The sequence below is a fragment of the Yoonia sp. genome, assembly GCF_030731595.1.
Lineage (GTDB): Bacteria > Pseudomonadota > Alphaproteobacteria > Rhodobacterales > Rhodobacteraceae > Yoonia.
On record NZ_JANQTS010000017.1, the window covers coordinates 1 to 25,072 of the forward strand.

Genomic DNA, 25,072 nt, shown 5'->3' on the forward strand with positions numbered 1-25,072 from the left:
TTTTGCGCCTCTTCATGCTGACGCAAGGTCAACATCCGGGCAAGTCGGCTTTTCCCGACCTTTTCCATGCATCTTTCGGATGTAATGTTATAGAGTGACGTATGAAACAGATTTACGCCTACCTCACCCTGATCTTCACCCTGTCCTTCGTCGTCTCGCCTGCGCTGACTTCCCCTTTCAGCGGGTTTCGCGCAGACCAACTGCCGGTTCCGCAGATTGACCCTCCGGTGCAGCCCGAAGGCTATGCCTTTGCGATCTGGGGCCTGATCTATGGCTGGCTTGTCGTCTCGGCGGTGTTTGGCATCGGCAAGCGCAAGACGAACCCTGCGTGGAACCGCGCACGTCAGCCTTTGATCGTCAGTCTTGCGGTCGGCACACCTTGGCTTGCCGTGGCCAATGCAAGTGCGGTCTGGGCGACAGTGCTGATCTTCGTGATGGCAGCGGGCGCGATCATGGCCCTTCTGCGCGCGCCCCAAAAGGACATATGGTGGTTCAAGGTCCCTGTCGGCATTTACGCAGGCTGGCTTACGGCTGCCTCTTTCGTATCCCTTGGCAGCACATCTGCCGGATACGCCATTCTGACCGATGCGATGGGTTGGGCCTATATCGGCATCCTGGGCGCGTTGATCGTCACCCTGCCCGTCATGATACGCACAAAGGCCCCGTCCTACGGATTGACCGTGATCTGGGCGCTCGTGGGCATTATCGTTGCCAATGGCACGCAAATCTGGACTGTCTCGGCGCTCGCGACAGCAGGCGTTGTCGTCATCCTTGGCCTGATCCTTGCGACGCGCACTAGCGGTCGGAAGGTCCCTTCTTAAGGTGCTTTGACAGGCGCGAAGGCTGCGAGGACTTTTTGTCCTTGTAAGGATTCTTGTCACCCTGATCGCGCAAGAACAAACGGATCGGCGTGCCGGGCATGTCAAAGTCGGCACGTAACCCGTTGACAAGATAGCGCTTATAGCTCTCAGGCATCAAATCAGGATGCGATGTCATCACGACGAAGGCAGGCGGGCGGGTTTTGACTTGGGTCATATAGCGCAGCTTGATCCGCTTGCCGCCCGGCGCGGGTGGCGGGTGCTGTTCCAGCATACCAACCAGCCAGCGGTTCAACTGCGCGGTCGTGATCCGGCGGTTCCAGACCTCGTGCGCGCGCATGATCGCCTGCTGCAAGCGGTCCAGCCCCTTGCCGGTCTTGGCAGAGACCGTCACCAAGGGCGCACCCTTTAACTGCGGCAAAAGCCGCTCAAAGCTTTGGCGGAGTTCTTTGAGCTTGTCCTGCTTGTCGTCCTCGGTGTCCCATTTGTTGACGGCGATCACCACAGCGCGGCCTTCGCGCTCGGCCAGATCAGCGATACGCAGGTCTTGCTGCTCGAAAGGGATTTCCACATCAAGCAAGACCACGACCACTTCGGCGAACTTGACCGCGCGCAGGCCGTCAGACACCGACAGTTTTTCCAGCTTTTCCTGAATCTTCGCCTTTTTGCGCATACCGGCGGTATCGAAGATCCGCATCGGAACCCCGTCCCACTCCTGCTGAACAGAGATCGCATCGCGGGTGATGCCCGCCTCCGGGCCGGTGAGCAAACGCTCTTCGCCGATAATCTTGTTGATCAGCGTGGATTTGCCCGCGTTGGGGCGGCCCACAACGGCAATCTGCAACGGTTTGGCCTTGGTCGGAACGCGCGGCGCGTCTTCATCGTCTTCGCCAACGTCCACATCGACCTCTGGCGCATCGGCGGCTGCACGCTCTTCAAAGGCCATCGCAAGCGGTCGCAGCGCGTCCATCAATTCGCCCATGCCTTCGCCGTGTTCGGCAGACATGCGGATCGGTTCACCCAGACCAAGAGCATAGGCCTCAAGGATCGTGGCATCCGCCGCGCGGCCCTCACCCTTGTTGGCGGCGAGAATCACATTGGCGTTTTTCTTGCGCAGAATATCGGCAAAGACCTCGTCCGCAGGCAGCACCCCTGCCCGCGCGTCGATCATGAACAAGCAGACATCGGCCATTTCAACGGCGCGTTCAGTCAGGCGGCGCATCCGGCCCTGAAGGCTGTCGTCGGTTGCCTCTTCCAGTCCCGCACTGTCGATCACGGTAAAGCGCAGATCGGCAATCCGTCCCTCGCCTTCGCGCAAGTCGCGGGTCACCCCCGGCTGGTCATCGACCAAGGCGAGTTTCTTGCCAACCAGACGGTTGAACAGCGTGGACTTGCCCACATTCGGGCGCCCCACAATGGCAAGGGTGAAACTCATGTCTTGGCTCCTGACGGGTCTAAACCGCGCGGGTACACCATATCGGGATCAACGGAAAGCGTGCAATTGGCCTGTCTTGCTGACAACGTAAAGCGTTTGATCCGCCACAACGGGGCCAGAGGCCGCACCGCCGGGCAAAGCGATCTCGCCCAGCAGCGCCCCGGAGGTAGGATCAAACTGGCGGATCACCCCGTCAGACGAGGTAACGATCAGACGCCCACCGGCCAAAACCGGACCGTAGTGGGTAAAGACCCGCTTTTGGCGGCGGGTGCTTGCCTCATCTTCAAAGGTTGGTAAGGCAACGCGCCAAACAGGATTGCCGGTGTCGGCATCAAGGCGAACCAACTCGTTGATATCATTCATCAAAAATACAGCATTGCCGACCGGCCACACAGGGCTGATCGCCCCTTCTGTTGCGGTCCAGATCCGCGATCCATCCCGCAGGTTAAGTGCCACGGTGCGGCCACCGAAATTGCCGATGTAGACACGATCGCCAACGATCACTGGATCGCCGGAAATATCATTGATCACCGCCGCCACGCTGCCAAGCCTGTCACCAGAAACGACCGTGTTCCAGCGCGGGATGCCGCCCGCAGGATAAGTTGTCAGGATTTCCCCGGAGGCGAAAGGAAAGACAACAAATTCTCCGCTTGTCGCAGGGGCCGCGCCACCGCCGAAATTTGCCGTGGAGGGTGTGCCGCTTTGCTGCCAGCGGATGCGACCATTGGTGGTTTCCAGCGCCCAAGCAGTGCTATCACGTGCCACGACATAGACCAGATCGTCGCGCACTGTCGGGGCCGCATTGGCGGGGGCATCAAGATCCTGAACCCAAACAATGGCACCGGTTGCGGCATTCAATGCCGTGATCTGCCCAAAACCGGTTGTCACATAGACTTGCCCACCAGCGACAGACACACCGCCGCCAGAGGCATCGCCGCCATTATCGCGTGAAGGTGTCAGGTCGCGGGACCAAAGCGGCGCACCTTGAACCGTTGTCGCGGTCACGGTGGCGCGGGCATCAACGGTATAGATCACGCCGTCGGCCACAACGGGATGCGAAGTGATCCGGGCCTCGGTGCTGTCACCTTCCCCGATATCGACCACAAAAACCGGGCTGAGGGCTGCGCCCAGTGCCGGATGGCTGATGGAATGGCTTGGGCTCCCGTTGCGGTGGCCCCATTGGGTGTTGACCTGCGCCGCAGGGATGCTGACCGGCAAGGACTGGTTCACAAAGGCAGGCTGCGCACGGAGATCAAACCGTTCTCCGGGAAGGATCACATCATCCTCGCCACAGGCAGCCAAGAGGACCATGCTGAAAAGCCCGGCGATGCAAAGTCTTACAGTCACGGTCGGATCCAATCTGCGCGTTTACTGGGTCACAGGGGCTGGCAAAGGTTCGCCCAGCGCCACCATGAGCGTCTGAACCCGTTCGCGCAAGCCGCGCGTGACTGCAGCGTCTTCTTCAATCTGGCGCAGGACGGCAATGGCCTCATCGCGATCGCCCGCGGACAACGCGATATAGGCAATCTGTTCGAGGGCGAGCAGCCGGAAGGTCTGCCCGGGCTGCGCCAGCGCCTCGAGCGCGGCTTTGCGGGCTGCGACATCGTCAGAGGGCAAGATCGCCGCTTTAAAGGCCGCAAGATCGCGGTACATCTCGGGGGCGTCCGGGTTGACAGCCAAAGCGTTCAGCGTCGTGGCCGCACCTGCGTTGTCACCCGCTTCCTGTTGGGTTGCAGCCTGCAAAAGAAGCGCCACCGCAGCAGCGCTGCCGGCGCCATTCACGGCGGCCATGGCCTGCGCCCGCGCGGCCGGATCGCTTTCTTCCAAAGCCGTCAGTAGTGCATCCCCCGTTGCCTGTGCTGCGTCACGGGCTTGGGCATTGCGGTACTCGTTGAAAGCCGCCCCGCCCACCAAAAGCAGGACGCAAGCAATCCCGATCCAGCCGTAACGGCGCAAATAACCGTAAAGCTTTTCGCGGCGTACCTCTTCGGTGACTTCATTGATAAAACTGTCAGTGTCGCTCACCTTGGCCCCCGATTTTTGGACGGTTATCAGACGTCTTTGGGCGTACATATCGTGAAGCTGGCGCAATGAACAAGACCCGGAGGCGAAATGCACAGGCAAATCGCAGCCTCGACACGCAAAAGTGCGCTTGCCGTAGCGTGATCTTGCCGCTAAAGTGAACTGAATGGTTTAGTACAAATAAGTGATCTGCAAGCAGGTTTGAAGCGTAACTCATTTAGGATAGCAAAGCGGCCGCCCTTTAGAATGGCAGCCTTGAGGGATAAGACATGAAGATCATACCCGTGATAACAGCGGTATTGGTGCTGGCAGGCCTATATTTTGTGGTGTTTGAGCGCGACACCCTGTTGAATTTCGCGCAGGCATCGGCCGCCGAAGAAGCGATGCCCGCCCAAGATACAGAACAAAGTGTCGACCAAGCCTCGGCAGCGGAATCCCTTGTGGGTGTCATGGCTACACATTCGGTGGCACGGACCATCGACAGCGCCGTGATCCTGCGCGGACGCACAGAAGCAGCCCGCCAAGTGACTGTGGCATCCGAAACTTCGGGCCTGGTCGTGTCAGAGCCTCTGCGCAAAGGCGCGTTTATCAACGAAGGCGAGGTGCTTTGCCGCCTTGATCCCGGCACCCGCGAGGCATCGCTTGCCGAAGCCCGGGCAAGGCTCAACGAAGCCCAAGGCCGTGTGCCCGAAGCGCAAGCCGGTGTGCTCGAAGCCAGCGCACGTGTGCGCGAGGCCGAAATCAACCTCAACGCAGCGCGGTCTTTGGCGCAGGACGGCTTTGCCTCTGAAACCCGACTGGTCAGCGCAGAGGCCGCAATGGAAGCTGCAACCGCAGGGGTCATGCGGGCCAATTCTGCAGTGGCTTCGGCGCGTGCGGGTATCGAATCGGCTCAGGCTTCGGTCGCCGCTGCCGAACGCGAGATTGACAAGCTGACCATCACCGCGCCCTTCTCTGGCCTTTTGGAAACCGACACCGCCGAACTGGGATCACTGATGCAGCCTGGAACCCCCTGCGCGACAGTGATCCAGCTAAATGAAATCAAGCTGGTGGGCTTTGTCCCCGAGGCCGATGTCGACAAGGTCAGTGTTGGTGCCATCGCGGGCGCGCGCCTGACAAGTGGCCAAGAAGTCCAAGGCCGCGTCACTTTTTTGTCGCGCAGCGCCGATGAACTTACCCGCACATTCCGCGTCGAAGTGACTGTTGCAAACGATGATTTGCGCATCAGCGACGGCCAAACCGCTGAAATTCTGGTCGCCTCTGACGGGCGCACCGCCCATTTGATCGCGCAATCCTCGCTCACGCTGGACGATGAGGGCGTTTTGGGCGTACGCACTGTGGGCGAAGGCAATATCGCCACCTTCATGCCGGTCACGCTTTTGCGCGACACCGCAGAGGGTGTCTGGGTCACGGACCTGCCGGACACTGTTGACATCATTACGGTCGGGCAAGAATTCGTGGTGGATGGTGTGCGCGTCGCGCCCACATTTACGGAGGCAAAAGGATGACCGGTCTTGTTGATTGGGCCGCCTCGCGCGCCCGTATGGTGCTTGCCTTTATCGCGCTCTCGCTTTTGGCGGGCGGTATGGCCTATGTGGGTCTGCCCAAAGAGGGCGAACCCGATATCGAGATCCCCGCGGTCTTTGTCTCTGTCCCCTTCCCCGGCATTTCCGCCGAAGACAGTGAAACACTTCTGGTCAAACCGATGGAAACGGAACTGTCCGATCTGGACGGTCTGAAAACCATGTCCTCCACCGCCGCCGAAGGCTATGCCGGGGTCGCGTTAGAGTTTGAATTCGGTTGGGACAAGACCAAAATTCTTGCCGATATCCGCTCTGCGATGAACAACGCCCAAGCCCAGTTTCCCAACGGGGCCGATCAATATTCGATCAACGAGATCAACTTTTCCGAATTCCCCATCGTCATCGTCAACCTGACGGGCCAAGTGCCCGAACGCACTTTGCTGCGCGTCGCCAAAGACCTGCAAGAACGGATCGAAGGTCTGGATGCCGTGCTCGAAGCGGGCCTTGCCGGTGAACGCGACGAAATGCTGGAGGTCGTGATCGACCCGCTGCGGCTTGAGGCTTACAATGTGACCGCTGGTGAACTGATCGGCGTTGTGGTCAACAACAACCTGCTGATTGCGGCGGGCGAGGTCGAGACGGCGCAGGGTACATTCTCGGTCAAGATTCCGTCGTCATTTGACGACCCGCAAGACGTCTACAACCTGCCCGTCAAGACCAACGGTGACCGTGTCATCACGCTGGGCGATCTGGCGACCATCCGCCTGACGTTCGAGGACCGCGCGGGCACCGCCCGTTTCAACGGGGTCAATACGGTGGCCTTGCAGGTGGTCAAACGCAAAGGGTTCAACCTGATCGACACCGCCGCCTTGGTCAAGGAAGTGGTCGAAGACGAACGCGCCAGCTGGTCCCCCGAATTGCAGGCCGCCATTCAGGTCGGCACCTCCAATGACCAGTCGCGCAATGTGGCGTCCATGGTCAGCCAGTTGGAAGGCTCTGTTCTGACCGCCATCGCATTGGTGATGATCGTCGTGCTGGCCGCTTTGGGCACACGGCCCGCGCTGCTGGTGGGCTTTGCGATCCCCACATCCTTCCTTTTGTGTTTCGCACTGCTCGCGGTGATGGAGATCACGATCTCGAACATTGTGATGTTCGGCCTGATCCTTGCAGTGGGGATGCTGGTGGACGGTGCAATTGTCGTCGTGGAATACGCCGACAAGCGTATCACCGAGGGCGCAGGCCCGATGCACGCTTATACCGAAGCGGCCAAGCGCATGTTCTGGCCGATCATTTCATCCACCGCGACCACGCTTTGCGCCTTTCTACCGATGCTGTTCTGGCCAGGCGTGCCGGGGCAGTTCATGGGCATGTTGCCGGTCACGCTGATTTTCGTTCTCTCGGCCTCTTTGATCGTTGCCCTGATCTATCTGCCTGTCTTGGGCGGCGTCACTGGCCGGATGAGCCGCATGTTCGGCAACGCCTCTGACGCGCTGCGTGCGCGTCTGCCCTGGGTCGTGCGGGCGCTCTTGGTGTTCCCAGCGATTATGGTCGTCTTTACCGGTGCCATGCTCACGCTGAACCCCGGCTATCTGTCGGGCGAAGCGGTGCAGACCGCCGGATTGGGCGATTCACTGCCCGGTATGGCGCTGTTCCTGATGGGCGCTTTCCTGTTGTCGATCACCATCGGAGCGGCCAAGATCGAGCGCGAGGCCAAGACAATCAAAGCTGGCTACCGCCGCTCGCCATTCGGCCATTTCATGAACTTCATCGTGGGCAATCCGGTCATGCCGATTGTCACCGTGGGTGCTGTTGTCTTCACTGTTATTTCGATTTTCGGCTACTACGGCGCGAACAACAACGGGGTCGAATTCTTTGTGGAATCCGAACCCGAGCAGGCGATTGTTTATGTCCGCGCACGCGGCAACCTCTCGCTTGAGGAAAAAGACGCGCTGGTGCGCCAAGCCGAAGACATCGTGCTGGCCCATCCCGGTGTGATCACTGCCTTTTCCTTTGCGGGTGATGGCGGGTTGAACACGGATGCCAGCGGCGCCAGCACGCCCGGCGATACCATCGGGCAAGTGCAACTTGAAACAATCCCGTGGGAAGACCGCGCCGGCATTGCGGAACTGGACGGCGATGTTGTGCTGGCCGAGTTGCAAGAGCAGCTCAACACCATCCCCGGCATCCAGACCGAGATTTTGGCACAGTCCCGAGGCCCCGCATCCGGCAAGCCCGTGCATCTGCGCCTGAAAAGCGACAACTGGGAAGAACTTCTAACCGCGACGGCCCTTGCGCGCGCGCAATTCGAACAGACCCCGGGTCTGATCACGATCGAGGATTCCCTCCCCCTGCCCGGCATCGACTGGCAGATCGACGTGGACGTGGAAAAAGCAGGTCGTTTCGGGGCCGATGTGGCGACCGTGGGTGCCATGGTGCAGATGGTCACACGCGGCATCTTGCTGGATACAATGCGGGTGGATTCATCCGACGAAGAGATCGAGATCCGGGTGCGTCTGCCCGAGCAGGACCGGGTGCTGTCCACGCTGGACAGCCTGAAAGTGCGCACCAATCAGGGGCTTATCCCGCTGTCGAACTTCATCACCCGTACGCCTGTTGAAAAGCTGGCGCAGATCGACCGGATCGACCAGAAACGCTATTTCGACGTCAAGGCAGGCGTGGCGGCGGGTCTGACGAACCTGACCGTTGATGGTGCTGCGGTCGCTGTCGTGCGTATCGTCAGCGATGAGGCCACAGGCATGGACCGCTACGATGTTGTGACGCTTCTGGGCGACACCACATCGGCTGGGCTGACCGACATGGTGACAGCGGGCGACACCTCCGAGGCACCGCTGAACGCCAATGAACGCATTGCGCTGCTGACCGACTGGCTTGCCACCAATCCCCTGCCCGCCTCTATCGACTGGGAATGGACCGGCGACCAAGAGGAACAGGCCGAATCCGGTGCCTTCCTGCAAACCGCTTTTGCAGGGGCTCTGGGGCTGATGTTCATCATCCTGCTGGCGCAGTTCAACAGCATCTATAACTCGATCCTCGTGCTGATGGCCGTGGTGATGTCCACTGCCGGGTCGCTGGTGGGGATGCTGGTGATGGATCAGCCGTTCTCGATCATCATGACTGGGACAGGGATCGTCGCTCTTGCAGGGATCGTGGTGAACAACAACATCATCCTGATCGACACCTTTCAGGAATACAGCAAATACATGCCGCGGACCGAAGCGATCACGCGGACCGCCGAAGACCGTATTCGCCCTGTCCTGCTGACCACCATCACGACGATGGCGGGGCTTGCCCCGATGATGTTCGGCCTGAGCCTTGATTTCATGAACGGCGGCTATTCCATCGACAGTCCGACCGCACTGTGGTGGAAACAATTGGCGACTGCTGTCGTCTTTGGTCTTGGTATCGCAACAATGCTGACACTGGTCTTCACCCCCTCGATGCTGGCCGTGCGCATCTGGTTCGTGACCTATGTGCAGTGGTTTGCGCAGCTTTTGGCCAAGCTATCCTTGGGCCGCAGCAGCCGTGCCGCGCGCGACTGGGCATTGAGCCGTCAGGTCCGCCGTATGAAAGTGCCAGAGTTCATTTGGACCGAAGACGAACCCGCCGTTGTACCGCCCCTGCCGATCAAATCGGCAATGCAAGCTGCGGAATGAATCAAGAGGCCTGAGCAAATCAGGCCTCTTTTGATCGTCTGCTGCGGTCCTCTTTGGCTAAAGCACGCAGTCTGACGCCAAACAGCCGGTGACATCGCTCTCTGGTCAGTGCCGATCCAGACGCTGCTGGAGTGCAGGGCTTGCCAGAATTGGCTGCGAGACGGCCTACATGAGGCGCTTGCTCGGCCTAAGCTGCTGATACCGCAAGTGGTTTTTCCCGCAGTTGCAGCGTACCCGGAACCCAGCCCCGCACATCGGTTTGTTTGACTGCAGCACGCAGATTTTTCATCCGCTCGCGTTTTTCGCTTTCTTCCATTTCCAGCGCGCTGACGATCGTGAGGTCCATTGCGCGGTTCGAGAAAGGGTTGGTGATGACCGCATCAGCCAATTCGACGGCGGCACCTGCAAATTCGGACAGCACAAGAACGCCGCCCCCGTCGATCCGTGATGCAATAAACTCTTTCGCCACAAGGTTCATGCCATCGGCAAGGGGCGTGATCCATGCGACATCGGCCGCCTGATAGTAGGACACCAGCTGCGCGAACGGAACCGCCCGAGAGATCAGTGTCACAGGTTGCCATTCCAACGTGCCAAAGCGCCCATTGATCCGGCCAACGATCTGTTCGATCTCGCTTTGGATTTCATCATAGGCGGCCATGTTACGGTTGGCGGCGACCGAGACATGCATCAACCGTATCTTTCCACGCAGGTCGGGATTGAATTCCAGAACACGCTCGAAACTGGTCAATTGCTCGATCCCGCCTTTGGTGTAATCGGTGCGTCCGACGGACAGGATCAGCTTGACGTCTTGGGTCTCTTCCTGAATTTCCTTGGTCTGAAGCCGCGTTTCAGTTGACCGCGCAATCTCGTCGATATGGCCGACATCGACACCGACAGGTGTCACGCTGATGGCGATGTCATGCAACGCGTGGCGCAAGATGCTGGGCCACGCGCGTTCGATCAGGGCGGTGCCTTCGAAAATCCACTTGTCCGGCACTTGCGTCCGTTCGATCACATCGACGTCGAACAGGCTGCGCACGACCGAGGCAAAGTTGCTGGCATAGCGCGGGATGTGGAACCCGATATCGTCGCAGGCCAGCAGGCTTTTGATGATCTCCTTGCGCCAAGGCAGCATGTTGAAAATATCTGCGGATGGAAACGGCGTGTGATGGAAGAAGGCAATACGCACATCAGGGCGCATCTCGCGCAGGTAGCCGGGCACCAGCCACAGGTTATAGTCATGCACCCAGACCAGCGCATCCGGTGCCGCTTCTTCTGCTGCTGCTTCGGCAAACAGCCGGTTCACGGCCTGAAAGTTGGCCCAATCCACAGGGTCATAATTGTAGCGTTCCTTGAAGCCGTGCAGGATCGGCCAGAACGCCTCTTTCGAGGTCACATGGTAAAACTCGCGCACCTGCTCTTCGGACAGGGCAAGGCGTGACACGGAATAGCTGCCATAGTCGTCATTGATTTCGATGCGTTTTTCGAAATCGGGATTTTCGGGGTCGTCGGCCAGTTTCCATGCAATCCATGCGCCGTGGTCGACCTTGCCGAAAAAGCTTTTCAGGGTCGGGACAATCCCGTTCGGGCTTTTGTTCTCGCGCAGGACGGTCTTGCCGTTTTCTTCAATCTCTTCATAGGGTTGGCGGTGATAGACGATAACCATATCGGATGACATCGGTTGCTCCTTTCAATGCGCTGGAAACAGGTTGTGGTGCAAGATCGCCTCGGCGATGCCAGCGGCACCTACGCCCTGCGCTTTATGCACATGGTCGAGGTCTTGCACTTGGGTGATCAAGGACGGCTCTGACCCGCCGACCGCGACAGCGGGCAGGCCCATCGTGAGCATCGACAGGTCGTTCATCGTATCGCCTGCGACCAGAACGCGGCGATTGTCGATGTTCAGATGCGTCAGCAGCCGCAAGAGCGACGGGCCTTTGCTGACCCCTTTGGGCAGGACATCAAAAAACCGGTTGTCGGACAGGATGGCATCAAGGCCAAGGGCCGCCACCTTGTCAATCACGGCAGGGTCAAAACGCCCCGGATCCATGTCATAGCTCAACCGATAGCGAAACAGCGTGGATTGCAGTTTCAGCCCCGGAGTGCCGGACAAGGCGAATTGCGCCTTGGACCCGGCATCGCCCCAAGCCTTTGCAATCGCGTCTTCCAGTTCCGCAATCGGGTTTACGTGATGCTGGTGATCCACCTGCGCAATCGTCGTGCCGACATCAGCGATCACATAGTCAGGCCGCGGCACCGTTTGCGCGCGGGTAAGTTGATGGATAAATCCCGGATCGCGCCCCGTGACAAAGATCAGCCCGACTTGGGTCCGGTTGGCTGCGATCCACTTGTACAGGCCCGCGCGCTGGTCTTCCGACCCGCCCAGAAATGTACCGTCAAGATCGGTGGCAAGGACAAATTTCTTGGCCGCGATGTCGGGGGTCTCGAATGTCTCGTGACGGGTCATGAGATCCTTTCTGCAAGTGTTGCAATATCTTGGTCAGTTGCGGGGTGGACAAATGAGAGGTCCATCGTGCGGGGTTCGGCCTCGATCGGGCGCGCCCAGAGGCTGGCGAAACTCGCGCCCAGATCGGCCCCGTCATGCAGGATTGAGCGCACGGTTTCGCAGATCGGCATGGCGATGTTCACGCTGCGGGCCAGATCGGTCACGGACTTTGCGTTCATTTCGCCTTCGACGACGACAGGCCTGCCCTCAAAGCAGTCCGACCGCGCGATGCCTTGGCCCAATTGCAGCCCGAGGGCCATGTTGCGCGATGTGGGGCTGGAACAGGTCAGCGACAAATCCCCGATCCCTGACAGTCCGGTGACGGTTTCACGGCGTCCGCCCAAGGCTTCTGCCAGTTGTTTCATTTCATCCAATCCGCGCGTAATCAGCGCCGCGCGGGTGTTTTCGGCGAACCCCGCGCCTGTCATCAATCCGCATGCAATCGCGATGATGTTTTTGACCGCCCCACCGATTTCAACCCCGACAAGATCGTCAGAGACATAGGCACGGAAGCTTTCGGTCGACAAGGACACCGCCAGACGGACAGCAGGGCTGTCCTGCGGCTTGAGCCTGTCGGCATAGGTGAACGGAAAGGCCACCGTCGCAGCCGTTGGGTGACCAAGGGCCGTTTCAAGCGCAAAGGTCGGACCAGAGACGCACCCGATGGGATGGTCGCCAAGCTCTTCTTCGGCGACTTGGGTCATCAGCAGGCCCGTTTCCGGTTCGATCCCCTTGGCACATATCGCAATAGGGATGCCTTTGGGCGCGTGTTGAGCCACTTGGCGGGCAACGGTCCGCACACTACGGGAAGGCACGACGATCAGCACAGCCTCTGCCTTTTTCAAGGCGAAAGGCATGTTCTTCACACCAACCAGCGCCTTGGGCAGCGCGACGCCTGGCAGGAACCGCTCTGTCGTGGCCAGCGTGTTGATTTCGTCGATCACGGCAGGGTCGCGCCCGTATAGCAATGTGGTGCAGCCAGCCCGCGCAAGCGTCACGCCAAGCGCCGTTCCCCAGGAACCGGCACCAATCACGGTGACCCTATTGTAGGGGCGCGCATGCGAATGCATAGGCACGCCAGAAATGACGTGATGTTTCATTGATAACCTCTGATTTTCAAAGCGACGCAAGAGACGCACCCACAGGTACGGTCAATCTGATCGGATAAGGCGGATGGCTCCGCCCGTGTCGCTTATGTAACATTCATGTCGCTAAAGTGCATCCCCGCGCGCGAAAGTCAATGCTGCAGGTGCAAAATAACCGCTTTTCGCGCCTCAGCGTCCAGATCAGCCCGATCACACCGCAACCGCGTCTATCAATTAAGCGGATGAACCATATTTTCGGCAAATGCATGAAGCGGGCGAACAGCAAAGCGCCTGCGCGCTGCGACCACGCATATCATCAGATGTGACGGGCCTGCGTTATTGGCCCGTGTCAATCAGGCCCTCTTAGGCCGCTTCTTCTTCCGACTGCCGGTTCCACAGATGGGCATAACGCCCCTCGCTGGCCAGCAGATCGTCGTGCCGCCCTTCTTCGACGATCACGCCGTTTTCCAGCACCACGATCCGGTCTGCATCGGCAATCGTGGACAGGCGGTGCGCGATGGTGATCACGGTACGCCCCTCGCCCATGGCCTTCAACTCGGCCTGAATTTCCATCTCGGTCTCGGTATCCAGTGCCGATGTCGCCTCGTCCAGCAGAAGGATCGGCGGGTTCTTCAGCAAGGTGCGGGCGATGCCAACACGCTGCTTTTCACCGCCTGACAACTTCAAACCACGCTCGCCCACGGTTGTGGCATAGCCATCGGGCAGGCTCTCGATAAAGTCGTGGATCTTGGCGGCTTTTGCAGCGGCGATAATTTCGTCCTCGGATGCATCAGGGCGGCCATAGGCGATGTTGTAATGCACGGTGTCATTGAACAGGACCGTATCTTGCGGCACGACCCCGATTTGCGCGTGCAGACTGGACTGGGTGATGTCGCGCACGTCTTGCCCGTCGATCAACAAGGCCCCGCCGCTGACGTCATAGAAGCGGAACAGCAAGCGTCCAATTGTCGATTTACCCGACCCCGAAGAGCCGACAATCGCGACCGTCTGGCCCGGTTCCACCTCTAGGTTGATACCTTTGAGGATCGGGCGCGCGGCATCATAGCCAAACGCCACATTTTGCAACGAGACACGACCACCCGAGACAACAAGGTCTTTGGCACCGGGCTTGTCCGTCACCTCGGCCGGTTGTTCGAGAAGGCCGAACATATCGCCCATATCAATCAGCGCCTGCCGGATTTCACGGTAGACCGTGCCAAGGAAGTTCAGCGGCATGGTGATCTGGATCATATAGGCGTTCACCATAACGAAATCGCCCACGGTCAGATCACCGCGTTGCACGCCAAATGCCGCCATCACCATCACCGCCACAAGGCCGCCGGTGATCAGCACCGATTGGCCGAAGTTCAGGAAGGCAAGTGAGTAATTGGTCTTGATCGCGGCACTTTCATAGTTGGCCATCGACATATCATAGCGGTCGGCCTCCCAACGCTCGGCACCGAAATATTTGACCGTCTCGAAATTCAGCAGGCTGTCGATCGCCTTTTGGTTGGCGTCGGTGTCCTGATCGTTCATCTCTTTGCGGATTTTGACCCGCCATTCGGTGACCTTGAACGTGAACCAGACGTAAAGGGCAATCGTCAGAACAACGACCGCCAGGTACCAGACATCAAAAAGGAAAAACAAGATGACCGAGATCATCAAAAGCTCGAGCACCAAGGGCCCCATCGAGAACAGCAGGAACCGCAAAAGGAAGTCCACGCCTTTCACGCCCCGCTCGATGATCCGGCTCAGGCCACCGGTCTTGCGGGTGATGTGATAGCGCATGGACAGGCGGTGAATATGGGTGAAGGTTTCAAGCGCCAACTGCCGCAACGCACGCTGGCCCACACGGGTAAAGACCACATCGCGCAACTGCTGGAAGCCAACCGTCATCAGGCGGGCGAACCCGTAAGCCAAAGTCAGACCAACCGCACCCAAGCCCAAGATCGTGGCGGCGTCGGCACCTTCCGGTGCCAGCGCATCGACCGCTTGCTTGTAAAGGACTGGCGTGCCTACAGCGATCACCTTGGACAGAAGCAGGACCGCCAGCGCCACAACGACTCTGCGTTTCACCCAGCCTTGACCTTCGGGCCAAAGATAGGGGATCACGCGCTTTATGACATTCCAGCCCTGTACTTGGGCATCATCAAGATTGGCATCGGTTTTGGTCAGGTGACGCATGAAAACTCCAGACGGCGGCCCCCTTTCCTAAGGTGCCCTGCCCGCCTTGACCAGAGGGTGCGGCGCTATTGGCTGATATCGGGGATGCGGAAGATCTGGCCGGGGTAAATCAGGTCGGGATCACGGATCAGATCGGCATTGGCCTCGAAGACTTCAACATAAAGGATTCCGCTGCCAAGGTTCTCTTCGGCGATTGCCCAAAGGGTCGCACCCGGCTGCACGGTCTTGAGCGCGACCTGAAACCCGTCAGCTGAGGTTTCCTCGGCCATGACGGCTGCAACCGCCTCGGGTTCTTCACGCTTGAAGGGTGTCTCGATCCGCGAGACGACGTCGCCTTGGGCATCAACCTCATCAATACGGAGCGTGTAAACGCCGGTATCAATCTGCGGCAGATCAATCCGCCAATCCCCACCTTCTGTCACCGGCGCGGCGGTCACTGGTTCGTTGTCGATATAGACCTGCACTGCGCCATCGCCGATGGCGCGGCCAGACAGTTTGACCTCGCCCTGAGGATCATATGTGATGGCATCCAAGGCGATATTCGCGCCCTCTTCGGGGCTGGCAAGACTTGGGCCGCCTTGCACGACCCGCACACCATCTGCATCGGCTTGCAAAACGGTGGGTGGAGGTGGTGCAACGACGGCGACCTCTACGTCAGGCACTTCCGGTGCCAGCGGCGCGGCACTGGCCGCCCCGCTTTCATCGGCGTCAGCTGTTGCGATGCTGCTTTCTTCTGCTTGCACGGTATCCGCCTCTGGTGCTGCCGCGACAACGACAGGTGCAGCAATCGGGGCAACGATGTAGCTGGTCGTGGACCCGATCGCACTGCCCTCTGGATCCGCAACAAGCGTCAGTCGGCGGGGCACGTCGGACGGGCCGGCCATGGGCAAGGCGACAAAGTTGCCAGACCCATCCGCCGTAACACGGTCAATCGCGACACCGGCAAGCATGACATCGACCACCTGCCCCGGCTCTGCGCGCCCGGCGATGACCATGGCACCGTCGACCTCGACACGGAAGGTATCAAATTCGGGGACCATCGGTGCCACAGGTTCTGCCGGAGCCACCGGCGCGGCCGCGACCACCTCGGGTGCTGTTTCGGCAGCTACATCGGGGGTTTGCGCCACATCGGCTGCATCGACAACGGCCATGTCAGGTGCCGGCATCAGCAGGAAAACCGCCACACCGATGGCAATGGCCAAACCACCCCCCAGAAGGATGGGCATCGTTTTCGATTTCACTTGCTCTGACACGTCCTGACCCCTTTGCAGCGCATGCGCCCCGATAAACCCCCACCCAGAGGTTGAGACACCTTAGCAACGCGGCTATGACCGGTCAAAGCGAAGCTGCGCAAAAGGTGCCTTATGTCTGCATTTCCAAAGTCCGTCTGTGTCTATTGTGGCTCACGTGACGGCAACGATCCCGAATTTGCCCAAAGCGCGACAGCGACAGGCAAAATGCTTGCCGCCAATGGCTGGCGCCTTGTCTACGGCGCAGGTGATGTGGGGCTGATGGGCCGCGTCGCCACTGCTGTGCAGGCGGCGGGTGGCAAGACCTTTGGCGTGATCCCCTCCCATCTGATGGACTGGGAGGTCGGCAAGCGCGATCTGGACACATTTGTGGTCACCGAAACGATGCACGAGCGCAAGAAGGTGATGTTCATGAACGCCGATGCGGTCGTGGTTCTGCCCGGCGGGGCCGGATCGCTGGACGAGTTCTTTGAGGCACTGACTTGGCGGCAGCTTGGTCTGCATGAAAAACCGCTGATCCTGCTGAACATCGACGGGTTCTGGGACCCTTTGACTGATCTGTTGCACCACATTGTCGATAGCGGTTTTGCCGGCGAGAACATCCTGTCCTTTGTCACTGTCGCCGAGGATGTCCGCGCGCTTGAGGCCCTGTTGCAAGCCGCACTATAGCGCGGCCATCAATTGGGCGTATCGCGCAAGCGAGATGTTCGATCCGCAGGCAATGATCCCCACATGCCGCCCCGCCAGATCATCCTTGAGCGGCCCCAGAATAGCCGCAAGAGAGGCCGCGCAGGCAGGCTCTGCCGTGATCCGCAGCACGTTTTGATAGATGTCCATCGCTGCCAGCATCTCGCGGTCGGCGATCCGCACGATCCGGTCCACATGGGCCTTGGCCACACTGTAGGTATAGGGCATCGCCAAAGGCGAACCCAGGCTGTCAGCAATCGTGTCCACCTTGTCGATCCCTACAGGCGCGCCGGCGGCAAAACTTTGGAACATGCTGTCCGCGCCAAAGGGTTCCACGCCGATCACCTGCGCGTCGGGGTTCATCTGCTTTATCGCGCAGGCCATACCGCTGATCATGCCACCGCCGCCGATGGGCAGCACGAAAGTGTCAATGAGCGGGGCGGCTTGGGCGTATTCCAGGCCGCAGGTCGCAGCGCCAAGCACCATATGGTCCGCCTCGAAGGGATGCATCAGCGCCCGCCCTGCCTGGGCTGCGTCGTTCATTGCCGCAAATGCCGCTGCCATATCGTCACAGAGATGGACTGACGCGCCCAACGCCTCGCATCCGGCCACCCGCGCGGGATCGGTGGCTTTGGGCATCGTGATCAGCGCGTCCACGCCCGCCGCCTGCGCGGCCCATGACACCGCCAACGCATGATTGCCACCGCTTGCAGCGACGACCCCCGCTGCGCGCTGCGCTGGTGACAAAGCGCGAATGCCCAGCAAAGCACCGCGCGCCTTGTAAGAACCCGTCTGCTGGAACAGCTCCAGCTTGACTGTGACGCTGGCGCAATCGGGCAGGATGCCGTCCCAACGGGCCGAAGTCAGCGGCAAGACAGGGGTATCAATAATGTCCGATTGTAGCAAAGCCGAGGCTGCGATGATCTGTTCAAGCGTTGGTCCGATCATCCCCGTCTCCATGCAAAAAGGCCCGTGGGAAACGGTGTCCCACGGGCCTTTGCTATTGTCCAGATCAGGCAGGATTACATGCGCGAAGCGACGTTTTCCCAGTTGACCAGATGATCCAGGAAGTTGGTCAGGTACACAGGACGCTTGTTGCGGAAGTCGATGTAGTAGGAATGTTCCCACACGTCACAGCCCAGCAGGGTTGTCTGACCAAAACACAGCGGGTTCACGCCGTTTTCTGTTTTGGTGACAGCCAGCGATCCGTCGGCGTTCTTGACCAGCCAGCACCAGCCGGAACCGAACTGACCTGCACCAGCAGCGCTGAACTGCTTTTTGAACTCGTCAACCGAGCCAAAGCTTTCGGTCAGCGCTTTCTCAAGCTCGCTTGGCATCGCGCTGTCTTTCGGGGTCATCATTTCCCAGAACTGGTTGTGGTTCCACAGCTGGCTGATGTTGTTGAAGATACCGTTCTGGGCAACCGATGTTGGGTTGTAAGTGCCGACGATGATCTCTTCGAGGGATTTGCCCTCCCACTCGGTGCCTGCGATGGCCGCGTTGCCGTTGGTTACATAGGCATTGTGGTGCAGATCATGGTGGAATTCGAGCGTTTCCGCAGACATGCCTTTGGCGGCAAGCGCGTCATGTGCATAAGGAAGGTCGGGAAGTGAAAAAGCCATATCGGGTATCTTTCTGAGTTAAGGTCAGGGCTACCCCGTACATGTCACATGGACAGCCAAGGTCAAGGGTGTGCGGTGCAACAGGCAAGCAACAAAGGGCGATTAGACTACGCCCCTGCTGGCTGCCACAGCTCGACCGGGTTGCCTTCTGGGTCGTGAATCCGGGCGAAATGCCCCACCCCGTCCATCTGCGCATGGTGACTGGCCGCAATGCCCGCGCCCTCCAGTTCCGCCAACGCAGCTTCAAGATCAGCGACACGGAAGTTCAGCATAAAGGCACGATCCGGGGGAAAGTAATCGGTATCGCGATCAAAGGGTGAAAAGATCGTCACCCCTGCCTCCGTCACCCAAGGCGGCGTCTGTGCCGAAGTCGGGACCAGATTGATACCGAGATGCGTTTGATACCACTGCGCCAAAGCAACCGGATCCTTGGCGCGAAAGAACACGCCACCAATGCCCAATACCTGCACCATCAAAATTCTCCCTCAATCTTTGCGCGCTCAAATGCACAGAGTCTCGCGTCGTTCCGATGACAAATCAACGCGTGGCTCTGAGCGATCGGAACCAAAGGCCGGCTTTGCCAGGTCTTGCTTGGGGCGTCGCAGCACGCCATGACCAATTATGCCTCAATCTTAGCACAAAGACCTGCTAGAATAAACAAGGCCCGCAACCCAAGGTAGCTATTTGCCATGATATGCCTCTATGTTGAAATCCAGCATCGTCCGTTTATACCCACACCAGCATCTCCGGTTTGAAAGAGAACAATGCCCACTTCCTATACAGACCAAGCATATGCCGTCGATATTGCCGCCGTTTTTCCGGGGCAACCGCTGACCGTTGTTTCGATCACGCTGATCGATCAGGATGATGACGGGCGGATCGAGGTCGGAGAGACAATCAACGGCCTGACAATCACACGCGTTTGGGTCGGTGACACTGTTACTGTAGATGGCACTCTCATCAGAGGCGTGACCTTCGAAACAACCGGCAGCCCCTTCTTTACCCCAAATGACGGGAGTGTCCTGTTTGACGGGACCGTCAATGCAAGGACGGTTGTGAGCCAATCCACCTTTATGCCTGTGAGCACACTGGGCCCGCCCTGTTTTGTGCGCGGCACCATGATCCTCACGCCACGCGGGGAGGTGCCTGTTGAGGACCTCAAAGTTGGTGATCTGGTCGTAACACGCGATAGCGGCGCACAAGCGCTGACCTGGGTTGGCGCGGCACGCACGCATGGAACAGAGAAATTTGCGCCGGTGCGCATTGAGGCCGGAGTACTTGGAAACAGGGATGTGCTTGAAGTCTCGCAGCAACACCGCATCCTGCTCGGTTCCGCCGAAATCGAACTCCACTTCGGAACCCACGAGGTGCTTGTAGCAGCCAAACATCTGGTTGGACATCCGGGGATCACGCTGACACCGCGCGCGCAGGTGGATTACGTCCACATCATGTTTTCACAACATGAGATCGTCTCTGCCAATGGCGCATGGTCCGAAAGTTTCTTTTATGGCGATCAAGAGCTTGCAGGCTTCGAAACTGCGGCACGGGCGGAGCTGGAGAGCATCTTTGCCGACAATCTGGATATGGATGCACGCTTTGCCCAGACGTCGCGGTATTGTCTGAAATCCTTTGAAGCCGCGATGATCTCGACGGTCGAAGGCATGAGACCCGGACTTTAATCGACCATATCTGATGCAACCCAAAGACAGGGCTTTATCAAAAATGCCCCACCGCACCCGCCTTTGCGCTCGCGGCCAAGAGGTTGAAGGTATACTCCGCCACCGAGCGAAAGCAGATCACCTCAAACGTATCTTCGTCCCGCATCCAGAAGGCCGCCGCGACCTGACCCAGTCGCGTGCGTCGGAAATCGCCGGGCTTGAAGCTGTCAGGGTGCAGATCGGCAGGGGCAAGTTTCGCGATCACCTCGCGGCCGTAGGTGCCTTCGACCAAAATCAGCGCACGCGCGTCCGAAACATTCTCGGCCAGATAATGCGTGCCTTTCAGCGCCTTGTCGATCAGGGCGATGGCCTCTGCCACCTCGGCGTAGGGGACCAAGACCAGCAATTCGTCCGGTGACATCCAGCACAGGCCTTTTTCGCCCACGCAGTTCGCCTGCCCCTGACCGGGGTAATCGACCCCCGTCACACCGCTGCAAACCGCGCGCAGTTTTTTGTCGGTCAAATCGCCGCGCAGGACGATCATGCCGCGCAGCCCCGCCTCGCGGATGGTGACCTCACCGGGGGCAAGTTTGCCTTGCAGTGCGCTGACAGCATTAGACATTCTGCTTCTCCCCCTCTTTGTCATAGAACACCGGATCAACGATTTTTGCGCGTACCGTGGTGCCATCGACCTTGTTGAATTCCAGCACTTCGCCCATCCGGTCCGGCCCCTTGTGGACCAGTCCCATGGCGATGCCCTTTTCCAACGTCGGTGAATAATAGGTCGAGGTCACGCGCCCTTGGGTATTGCGCTGGCCGTTGTCGTTCTCGCCTGCAGCAATCGCATAGGCCCCATCGGGCAACACGGAACCATCCTCGGTTTCCAGCCCGACCAGTTTCCAGCGGTTGGGATCGGCCATATGAGACCGCTCATGCGCGCGCTTGCCCAGATAGTCCTCTTTTTTCTTCGACAGGGCCCATTGCAGGTTCAGATCCTGCGGGATCACGGTGCCGTCGGTTTCATCCCCGATCATGATAAAGCCCTTTTCGGCCCGCATGATGTGCAGCGCCTCGGTGCCGTAAGGCATCACCCCGAATTCCTCGCCCGCCGCCATCAGCGCCTCCCAGAAGGCGCGGCCCTGCCCTGCGGGCACAGCGATTTCGTAGGATAGTTCGCCCGAAAACGAAATCCGGAACACCCGCGCATCGAATTCACCGATCTTGCCGCTCGCCCATTGCATAAACGGCAGCGCCTCGGCGGACACATCCATGCCGCCCATTTTGCGCAGCAGTTTGCGGGCTTTGGGGCCGACAACGGCAATCTGGGCATATTGTTCTGTCACATTGGCGACATAGACCTTCCAGTCCCACCATTCGCATTGCAGCCAGTCTTCCATATGGGCGTGGATACGTTCCGCCCCGCCGGTGGTGGTGTGGCAAAGCCACGTATCCTCCGCCATGCGGACCACAACACCGTCATCCATCAAGAACCCGTTTTCGGAACACATCAGCCCGTATCGGCATTTGCCGACAGGCAGCGTGGACATCAGGTTGGTATACATCATGTCGAGGAACTTGCCCGCGTCCGGCCCTTTGACGATCAGCTTGCCAAGGGTCGAGGCATCAAGCAGGCCCAGATTCTCGCGGGTGTTCGTGACTTCGCGATTGACCGCATCATGCACGCTTTCGCCCGCGCGCAGATAGGCATAGGGCCTGCGCCACTGGCCCACAGGTTCGTTATCGGCACCGTTGGCATTGGACCAATCCGACACCGGCGTCTTGCGGATCGGTTGGAACAATTCATCGCGCGCGACGCCGGCGATGGAGGCCATCGAGATCGGCGTATAGGGCGGGCGGAACGTTGTGGTGCCGACATTGGGGATATCCGCATTCAGGGACTGCGACAGAATCGCCAGACCGTTGATATTGCTCAGCTTCCCCTGATCCGTGGCCATACCCAGCGTGGTATAGCGCTTGGCATGTTCCACACTCTCGAAGCCTTCTTGTGCGGCCAGTTGCACATCCGAGACTTTCACATCGTTCTGGAAATCCAGCCAAGCCTTGCTGCGCAACGCATGGCCTGCACCTTGCGGCATCAGCCAGACGGGTGACATCGGGCCTTCGGCGGCATCATGGCCCATGGGGGCTTGCGCGCCGCGCTTGGTATGACCTGCGGCCTTTGCTGCTGCCCGCCCAGCGGCCCAGCCGTCGCTGACCACTTCGGCGGTATACAGATGGCCGTTCGCGGTGCCCGCTGTCGCCACAAAGGGCTGCCCGTCGTGGCTTGTCGGCGCGCGTTCCGGATCGGGGCGGAACATCGCCTGATCCGCGTCCCAGATCAGCTTGCCGCCGCAATGCGACCACAGATGCACAACCGGAGACCAGCCGCCGGACATCGCCACGCAATCGCAGTCGATCTCTTCCAGCACAGCACCCTCGCCGGCCTGCGCACAGAGCGCAACACCGGTGACGCGCTTGCCACCTTTGACCTTGGCGATGCCTTTGCCCAGCTCGATGCGGATACCCAGATCGCGGGCCTGGTCGATCAATTCGCCTTCCACCTCGGCGCGGGCATCGACGATCACGGGGATATCAAGGCCCGCCTGTTTGAGGATGATCGCGGTGCGGTAGGCGTCGTCGTTATTGGTCACAACCACAGTGCGGTCACCCAAGGACACGCCGAAATTCACCACATAATCCCGCACGGCAGAGGCCAGCAGCACACCGGGCAGATCATTGGCGGCAAAGGACAAGGGCCGTTCGATCGCACCGGTCGCGGTCACGATCTGTTTGGCACGGATGCGCCACAAGCGGTGGCGTGGGCCATCACTGTCAGGGGCATGATCGGTCAGCCGTTCATAGGCCAGCGCATAGCCGTGATCATAGATACCGGCGCCCATGCAACGCAGGCGCATGTCCACATTTGGCATCTTTTCAAGAGCTTCAACGGTGGTCTTGATCCATTCCGGCGCTGCAACGCCATCAATCTGGGGCGTATCAACTGCCGCGCGCCCACCCCAATCGGCGGTTTGTTCAACCAGCAGAACACGCGCGCCACGCGCACCTGCGGCCTGCGCTGCGGCCAGACCCGCAATGCCGCCGCCCACAATCAGCACATCCACGTGGCAGTTGAAATGCTCGTATGTGTCGCGGTCGCGGTCCTTGGGCGCTTTGCCCAGCCCTGCGGACTGCCGGATGACCGGCTCATAGACATGTTTCCAGAAGGCCTGCGGATACATGAACATCTTGTAGTAGAACCCAGCAGGCAGGAACCGCGACAGATAGGTGTTGATCGCGCCCACATCGAATTCAAGGCTGGGCCAATGGTTCTGCGAGGTCGCCGTCAGACCTTCGAAGAGTTCGGTCGTGGTGATACGCTGGTTCGGCTCGAAAGTGGCACCCTTGCCCAGATTGACCAGACCGTTGGGTTCTTCCGCGCCTGCGGCCACAACACCGCGCGGGCGGTGGTATTTGAACGACCGGCCCACCAGCATCTGGTCATTGGCCAGAAGGGCAGAGGCAAGCGTATCACCTTCAAACCCACGCATATGCTTGCCGTTGAAGGTAAAGGACACGGCCTTGTTCTTGTTGATCAAACGGCCTTGGTTCGCCAGACGGGTGCTCATTTAAAGATCCCCCATGACCAGCCGGGGCGCGTGCCCGCGATCTTGTCCCTGATGTCTTTGGGCGGTTCCAGCGTTTGTGCGGGGTATGTGCCGAAGACCTCCAAAGTATTGGTGCAGCGGGCCGCAAGAAACCACTTGCCGCAGCCGTAGACATGGCGCCAGCGTTCGAAATGCACGCCCTTGGGGTTTTCGCGCATGAACAGGTAATCCTCGAATTCCTCATCCGAAGACCCCGGACCAAAGCGTTTCAGGTGCGCCTGCCCGCCCGCATGCAGATCGGTTTCGTCGGCATCAACGCCGCAATAGGGGCAATGAAGGGTCAGCATAATTGGGCCTCGATTTGGGGGGACCGCAGCGCGGTCACAAACGCACCAAAGGCGGACGCATGGCTGCGCCCGCCTTTGGCCGTGATGTTGTGAGTGAGTGTGGTTTTAGTTGCCGGCAGCAGGGGCTGCCGACTCGCCTGTCGAGGTGTCTTGCACCGCTGGTGCGCCCTCGTCAGTGGTCCCGATTGCGGCCGGATCAAGTGTGGGGCTTTCTGATCCGCCAGCGAAGAGTGCATAGACCAGGACAATAACCGCAACGATTGCGGCAAATAAAATGCCGATAACACTTGCACCACTCGATTTGGTTTGGGTGTATTCATCCATTGAACGTCCTCCTTTTCAGACAATGTCATAAGACGACACCTGCCAAAAAAGGGAATATGAGCGGAAATCCCCGCTGGAATTCGGCGATCTGCAGCCATTTCCGCCGATTGGCATAGGCTATCCAACGCCGGAGTCGTATTCCGCTCCCAGAAGATTAGAGTGGCACCATGGAACTGTTTTTGATCATCCTCGGAGCCGGGCTGAGTGCAGCGATCATCTTTATGGTCGTTGACCGCATGCGCAACGGCCCACCTGACAACAGGGACGAAGACGTCATCGACTAGTGTCGCGGGCCTGCGCCGCGTGTTGTCAGCCGACAGCATCAATGCGCC

General features: G+C 59.3%; 20 protein-coding genes. 5 read left to right on the forward strand and 15 right to left on the reverse strand.

The genetic code is table 11. The features are described from left to right. Positions 1–101 precede the first annotated feature (101 nt). The gene (locus NWQ23_RS01785; protein ID WP_306164521.1) at positions 102–821 is read left to right on the forward strand and encodes a hypothetical protein; all 720 of its coding nucleotides are present in this window, start codon (positions 102–104) and stop codon (positions 819–821) included. On the opposite strand, the gene der is transcribed toward NWQ23_RS01785, so the two are convergent. Genes der through NWQ23_RS01800 form a run of 3 tightly spaced genes read right to left on the reverse strand, consistent with a single transcriptional unit; the run spans position 796 to position 4,278 of the window. Continuing rightward, complete coding sequence (gene der, locus NWQ23_RS01790) at positions 796–2,253, reverse strand: ribosome biogenesis GTPase Der (RefSeq protein WP_306164522.1); 1,458 nt, start codon at positions 2,251–2,253, stop codon at positions 796–798. The two genes, NWQ23_RS01785 and der, sit on opposite strands and share 26 nt — an antisense overlap. Positions 2,254–2,301: 48 nt before the next feature. Beyond that, positions 2,302–3,600: a PQQ-like beta-propeller repeat protein gene (locus NWQ23_RS01795; protein ID WP_306164523.1), complete on the reverse strand. Its 1,299-nt coding sequence runs from the start codon at positions 3,598–3,600 to the stop codon at positions 2,302–2,304. Between the two features lie 21 nt (positions 3,601–3,621). Continuing rightward, on the reverse strand, positions 3,622–4,278 hold the full coding sequence (locus NWQ23_RS01800) for a hypothetical protein (RefSeq protein WP_306164524.1): 657 nt from the start codon (positions 4,276–4,278) through the stop codon (positions 3,622–3,624). Positions 4,279–4,544: 266 nt separating this feature from the next. On the opposite strand from NWQ23_RS01800, the gene NWQ23_RS01805 reads away from it, so the two are divergent. Continuing rightward, positions 4,545–5,783 carry an efflux RND transporter periplasmic adaptor subunit gene (locus tag NWQ23_RS01805; RefSeq protein WP_306164525.1) on the forward strand — a complete coding sequence of 413 codons (1,239 nt, stop codon included), beginning with the start codon at positions 4,545–4,547 and terminating at the stop codon, positions 5,781–5,783. After that, positions 5,780–9,472, forward strand: a complete 3,693-nt coding sequence (locus NWQ23_RS01810) for an efflux RND transporter permease subunit (RefSeq protein WP_306164526.1) — start codon at positions 5,780–5,782, stop codon at positions 9,470–9,472. Before NWQ23_RS01805 ends, NWQ23_RS01810 begins: the two co-directional genes overlap by 4 nt. A 187-nt stretch (positions 9,473–9,659) precedes the next feature. Here NWQ23_RS01810 and ggpS read toward each other — a convergent pair whose 3' ends face one another. From ggpS to NWQ23_RS01835, 5 genes are all read right to left on the reverse strand, one after another. Continuing rightward, positions 9,660–11,150: a glucosylglycerol-phosphate synthase gene (gene ggpS / locus NWQ23_RS01815; protein WP_306164527.1), complete on the reverse strand. Its 1,491-nt coding sequence runs from the start codon at positions 11,148–11,150 to the stop codon at positions 9,660–9,662. A gap of 12 nt (positions 11,151–11,162) precedes the next feature. Beyond that, complete coding sequence (locus NWQ23_RS01820) at positions 11,163–11,939, reverse strand: HAD-IIB family hydrolase (RefSeq protein WP_306164528.1); 777 nt, start codon at positions 11,937–11,939, stop codon at positions 11,163–11,165. Continuing rightward, on the reverse strand, positions 11,936–13,078 hold the full coding sequence (locus NWQ23_RS01825) for an NAD(P)H-dependent glycerol-3-phosphate dehydrogenase (protein ID WP_306164529.1): 1,143 nt from the start codon (positions 13,076–13,078) through the stop codon (positions 11,936–11,938). Before NWQ23_RS01825 ends, NWQ23_RS01820 begins: the two co-directional genes overlap by 4 nt. Before the next feature lie 348 nt (positions 13,079–13,426). Then, positions 13,427–15,247 (reverse strand): ABC transporter ATP-binding protein/permease, encoded by a 1,821-nt coding sequence (locus NWQ23_RS01830; protein ID WP_306164530.1) that lies wholly within the window; start codon positions 15,245–15,247, stop codon positions 13,427–13,429. Between the two features lie 65 nt (positions 15,248–15,312). Then, positions 15,313–16,500, reverse strand: a complete 1,188-nt coding sequence (locus NWQ23_RS01835) for a LysM peptidoglycan-binding domain-containing protein (protein WP_306164531.1) — start codon at positions 16,498–16,500, stop codon at positions 15,313–15,315. 111 nt (positions 16,501–16,611) lie between these two features. Here NWQ23_RS01835 and NWQ23_RS01840 point away from each other — a divergent pair, with 111 nt between their 5' ends. Continuing rightward, positions 16,612–17,166 carry a TIGR00730 family Rossman fold protein gene (locus NWQ23_RS01840; protein ID WP_306164532.1) on the forward strand — a complete coding sequence of 185 codons (555 nt, stop codon included), beginning with the start codon at positions 16,612–16,614 and terminating at the stop codon, positions 17,164–17,166. Here NWQ23_RS01840 and NWQ23_RS01845 read toward each other — a convergent pair. The 3 genes from NWQ23_RS01845 to NWQ23_RS01855 form a co-directional block, all read right to left on the reverse strand. Further along, positions 17,161–18,132, reverse strand: a complete 972-nt coding sequence (locus tag NWQ23_RS01845; RefSeq protein ID WP_306164533.1) for a threonine/serine dehydratase — start codon at positions 18,130–18,132, stop codon at positions 17,161–17,163. The two genes, NWQ23_RS01840 and NWQ23_RS01845, sit on opposite strands and share 6 nt — an antisense overlap. Before the next feature lie 74 nt (positions 18,133–18,206). Further along, positions 18,207–18,806: a superoxide dismutase gene (locus NWQ23_RS01850; protein WP_306164534.1), complete on the reverse strand. Its 600-nt coding sequence runs from the start codon at positions 18,804–18,806 to the stop codon at positions 18,207–18,209. A gap of 107 nt (positions 18,807–18,913) precedes the next feature. Beyond that, positions 18,914–19,279 (reverse strand): VOC family protein, encoded by a 366-nt coding sequence (locus tag NWQ23_RS01855; protein ID WP_306164535.1) that lies wholly within the window; start codon positions 19,277–19,279, stop codon positions 18,914–18,916. Between the two features lie 291 nt (positions 19,280–19,570). Here NWQ23_RS01855 and NWQ23_RS01860 point away from each other — a divergent pair, with 291 nt between their 5' ends. Then, on the forward strand, positions 19,571–20,485 hold the full coding sequence (locus tag NWQ23_RS01860; RefSeq protein WP_306164536.1) for a Hint domain-containing protein: 915 nt from the start codon (positions 19,571–19,573) through the stop codon (positions 20,483–20,485). A 37-nt stretch (positions 20,486–20,522) separates the two neighbouring features. Here the strand turns inward: NWQ23_RS01860 and NWQ23_RS01865 are convergent, their stop codons facing one another. From NWQ23_RS01865 to NWQ23_RS01880, 4 genes are all read right to left on the reverse strand, one after another. Continuing rightward, positions 20,523–21,086, reverse strand: coding sequence for a sarcosine oxidase subunit gamma (locus NWQ23_RS01865; protein WP_306164537.1), 564 nt, complete (start codon positions 21,084–21,086; stop codon positions 20,523–20,525). Continuing rightward, positions 21,079–24,090, reverse strand: a complete 3,012-nt coding sequence (locus tag NWQ23_RS01870) for a sarcosine oxidase subunit alpha family protein (RefSeq protein ID WP_306164538.1) — start codon at positions 24,088–24,090, stop codon at positions 21,079–21,081. Before NWQ23_RS01870 ends, NWQ23_RS01865 begins: the two co-directional genes overlap by 8 nt. Beyond that, the gene (locus tag NWQ23_RS01875; protein WP_306164539.1) at positions 24,087–24,416 is read right to left on the reverse strand and encodes a sarcosine oxidase subunit delta; all 330 of its coding nucleotides are present in this window, start codon (positions 24,414–24,416) and stop codon (positions 24,087–24,089) included. Before NWQ23_RS01875 ends, NWQ23_RS01870 begins: the two co-directional genes overlap by 4 nt. Before the next feature lie 105 nt (positions 24,417–24,521). Continuing rightward, on the reverse strand, positions 24,522–24,740 hold the full coding sequence (locus NWQ23_RS01880; protein WP_306164540.1) for a hypothetical protein: 219 nt from the start codon (positions 24,738–24,740) through the stop codon (positions 24,522–24,524). Between the last annotated feature and the right edge of the window lie 332 nt (positions 24,741–25,072).